The sequence below is a fragment of the Cyanobium sp. LEGE 06143 genome, assembly GCF_015207535.1.
Classification (GTDB): Bacteria; Cyanobacteriota; Cyanobacteriia; order PCC-6307; family Cyanobiaceae; genus NIES-981.
Genome location: NZ_JADEWP010000220.1, coordinates 1 through 3,630 on the forward strand (window position 1 = coordinate 1; position 3,630 = coordinate 3,630).

Sequence of the window (3,630 nt, forward strand, 5' to 3'; positions counted from 1 at the left end):
TATCCCACCATCCGGGGACGACAATCATGCTCGAGAGCCTAGAATGGCTACCTGAGAACCTCAGCCTGCCGGAGTCGGCCTTACCACTGCTATTCAGCACCACGCTCCTGATCCTTGGTGTGATTGCCCTGAGGGTTATCATCGCAGGGGTTATCCGGCGCAACGTGGCGTCATCTGAGCTGCGTGGCCGGCTCTTGGTCAATTCCCGAAATGCACTGGTGTTACTGGCGGTGTTCGGCCTGGTCTTTATCTGGGGCGAGCAGCTTCGTTCCCTGGCGCTGTCGATCGTCGCCATCGCGGTAGCGTTTGTGGTGGCTACCAAGGAACTGATTCTTTGTGTGTCCGGCTCCATTCTCAAAGGCGGTGCCGGCTCATTCAGCATTGGCGATCGTATTCAGGTAAAGGATTTTCGGGGTGATGTGATCGACCAGACCCTGCTGCCCCATCGCTTCACCACCCGCCAGCTCAGCAGCTGTGACGCGGCGGCCGAGGCGATCCGCACGATGGTGGTGCGGGGGGCGCCCCTGATCGGTGTCACGGGGGCCTATGGGCTGATGCTGGCCCTGCAGAGCGACCCCAGCGACACCGCCCTCGCCCAGGCCTACGACCAGCTCAATGCCACCCGGCCCACGGCCGTGAACCTGCGCTGGGCCTTGCAGCGGGTGCGGCAGCGGGTGCAGGCCTTGCCGGAACGAGAGCGGGCCGAGGCGGCGCGTCTCGAGGCCGCGGCGATCGCCGAGGAGGACGTGGCCATGTGCGCGGCCATCGGCGACCACGGCCTGGCGCTGTTTCAGGCCTTGGCCGCGGGCCGAGCGCTCGAACGGCAGGGGCGGCCGTTCCAGGTGCTCACCCACTGCAATGCCGGCTGGTTGGCCACGGTCGACTGGGGCACGGCCCTGGCGCCGATCTACAAGGCCCACCGCGCCGGCCTGGACCTGCACGTGTGGGTGGACGAGACCCGGCCCCGCAACCAGGGAGCCAGCCTCACCGCCTTTGAGCTGGGCCGGGAGGGGGTACCCCACACCGTGATCGTGGACAACGCCGGCGGTCACCTGATGCAGCACGGCCTGGTGGACGCCGTGATCGTGGGCACCGACCGCACCACCCGCAGCGGCGATGTCTGCAACAAGATCGGCACCTACCTCAAGGCCCTCGCCGCCCACGACAACGGCGTGCCCTTTTACGTGGCCCTGCCGGGCTCCACCATCGACTGGAGCCTGCGCGACGGCCTCGCGGAGATTCCGATCGAGGCTCGCTCCGGCAGTGAGGTGACCCAGATCAGCGGTCGCCTGCTCAACACCGGTGCCATCGCCGCTGCTGGAGAGTCCGCTGCCATGGAATCCGCCACGGTGGCCCTCACTCCGGAGGGCAGCGAGGGCTTCAATCCGGCCTTCGATGTCACCCCGGCCCGGCTGGTGACAGCCCTGATCACCGAACGGGGCGTGGCCCCGGCCAGCGAGGCCGGCCTGGTGGGGCTCTATGGGGACCTGGGCGGTGCGGGCAGCTCGGGCAGTTCGGGCGGCGCGGGAGGTCAGGGAGGTTTGCAGTAGAGGCCAGCCCCGCTGGTCTTTAGCCTCGGGATTCCCGCGCCTCCGCCCATGGCCAGCCCGGAGCTCGAGCTGCGCCAGGCCTTGGTGCTGGCGGCCCGGCGGATGAACAGCGCGGGGATCAACCAGGGCACCTCCGGCAACCTCTCAGCCCGGATCCCCGGGGGCCTGCTGATCACCCCGAGTGGCACGCCCTACGAACGGATGGAGCCCGCGGACCTGTGCGCCATCGATGTCCATGGCCAGCCCCTGGATGCCGTGTCGCGTCCGGAGGGTCTGAGGCCCTCCTCCGAGTGGCGGCTGCATGCGGACCTGCTGCGCAGCCGGCCGGAGCTGAACGCTGTGGTGCACTGCCATTCGATCCAGGCCACCGCCCTGGCCTGCCATGGCCGCGGCCTTCCCCCGTTCCACTACATGGTGGTGATGGCCGGTGGGCCGGACATCCGCTGTGCGCCCTATGCCACCTTCGGCAGCCAGCAGCTCTCCGATCTGGCCCTGCAGGCCCTGAGCGGGCGCCGCGCTTGCCTGCTGGCCCAGCACGGCCAGGTGACCCTGGGAGGCACTCCCGAGCAGGCGCTGGGCCTGGCGATCGAGGTGGAAACCCTCGCCCACATGTATCTGCAGGCCCTGCAGCTGGGTGAGCCGCCCCAGCTCTCGGGCGAAGAGATGGGCCGGGTGGCGCACAGCATGGCGGCTCTGCACTACGGCGAGCAGTGGTCGGCCTGATTGCTCGAGGGCTCGGCCGCCCGCTCTCAGGCCGGCAGCTGGGGCCGCGCTCCGGCCAGCACCATGCCCGTGGTGGCGAACACGAGCACCATCGCCAGACAGAGGCCGGTCCAGGTGGCCAACCCCCAGCCGGCCACGGCCAGGGGCGCCACCACGGTGATCACACCACCGGCCAGAAAAGGCTGCAGCATCAGTTGCTTGATTGAAAAGGCCTGCAGGGCGCTGCTGCGGTCGAAGGGATCGGCCATGTGCAGCAGCACCAGGCCACTCGCCGCCACGCCGGTGGCCTGGCCGAACTCGATCACCGCCCGCTCAAACCAGTCGCGGGGCAGGATTCGCGGCGCCAGCAGCAGCACCACCGCCAGGTTCCAGACCAGGCCGGCACCGATCAGCACCGAGAGGGGCAGCCAGTCGGCACGGAGCAAGGCCAGGTCGAGTCCGGCGGTGGCGGCCGTGATCAGCAGGTCGGCAGAGAGGGTGCTGAGCCGCGTCTGCACCGGCGCCGAGGCCCGGCCGGCCTGGCCGGTGCGCTCCAGCAGCAGCCGCACCAGCAGCGATCCCAGGATGGCGAAGGGGAACACGGGCAGGTCTTCCACCACGGTGTCGACGCCACCCCCCACCAGGGCGCCACCCAGCCGCAGCAGCGCCAGCAGGGCCAGCCCCACCAGCACCGCACAGCCCGAGAGGGCCAGATTCACCAGCCAGACGGAGGCGCCAGGGCCTGACTTGGGTTCGAGGCCGCCGGTGCGGGGCAGCGCGCTGAGGCTGGCGGCGTTGTCGATCGAGAGCCAGCCGCGCTGCCGGCCCAGCAGCACCACCAGGCCCCCTACCAGGGTGGAGGCCACCAGACCGGCGGAGGCCAGGGTGAGGCCCAGAGCCTGGCCACCCGGGAAGCCGAGGGCCGCGTAACTCGGCCCCATGGCGGCGGCGGAGCCGTGCCCACCCTCGAAGGCCACCTCGATCAGGCAGGCCATCACCGGGCTCACCCCCAGCCGCGGTTCGAGGATCCACAGCACCACCAGGCCTCCCACCAGGTATTGGCCGAAGGCGAGCACCAGCGCCAGGGACACCTGCCCCGACACCGGCCGCCACAGCCCGGCCAGGGTGGGCAGGGGCTTGCCCAGCATCAGGCAGGCGAACACCAGGGTGAGCAGCACCTGGGGCAGCTCTGCCCAGATGTCCATCACCGGCTGGGGCAACCAGGGCAGGACTCCCGCCGGCGCCAGCAGCAGGCCGAGCACCCCGGCCAGCAGCGCCTCGGGAATGCCCCACACCATCAGCGACAGGCGTCGCGCCACCCAGCCGGCCAGCAGCAGCAGCAGAGCCAGCAGGCCCAGGGCCAGCAGCAGCCAGGCGC

General features: G+C 70.1%; 2 protein-coding genes and 1 pseudogene. 2 read left to right on the plus strand and 1 reads right to left on the minus strand.

The genetic code is table 11. The annotated features are described in order from the left end of the window. Positions 1-419 precede the first annotated feature (419 nt). A pseudogene (mtnA, locus tag IQ216_RS12545) lies at positions 420-1,550 on the plus strand (S-methyl-5-thioribose-1-phosphate isomerase); the annotation flags it as partial. Between the two features lie 48 nt (positions 1,551-1,598). Next, the gene (locus tag IQ216_RS12550) at positions 1,599-2,273 is read left to right on the plus strand and encodes a class II aldolase/adducin family protein (protein ID WP_193815749.1); all 675 of its coding nucleotides are present in this window, start codon (positions 1,599-1,601) and stop codon (positions 2,271-2,273) included. A gap of 26 nt (positions 2,274-2,299) precedes the next feature. Here the strand turns inward: IQ216_RS12550 and IQ216_RS12555 are convergent. Next, positions 2,300-3,630 (minus strand): sodium:solute symporter (locus IQ216_RS12555; protein ID WP_193815750.1); only part of this gene is annotated, 1,331 nt, incomplete at its 5' end.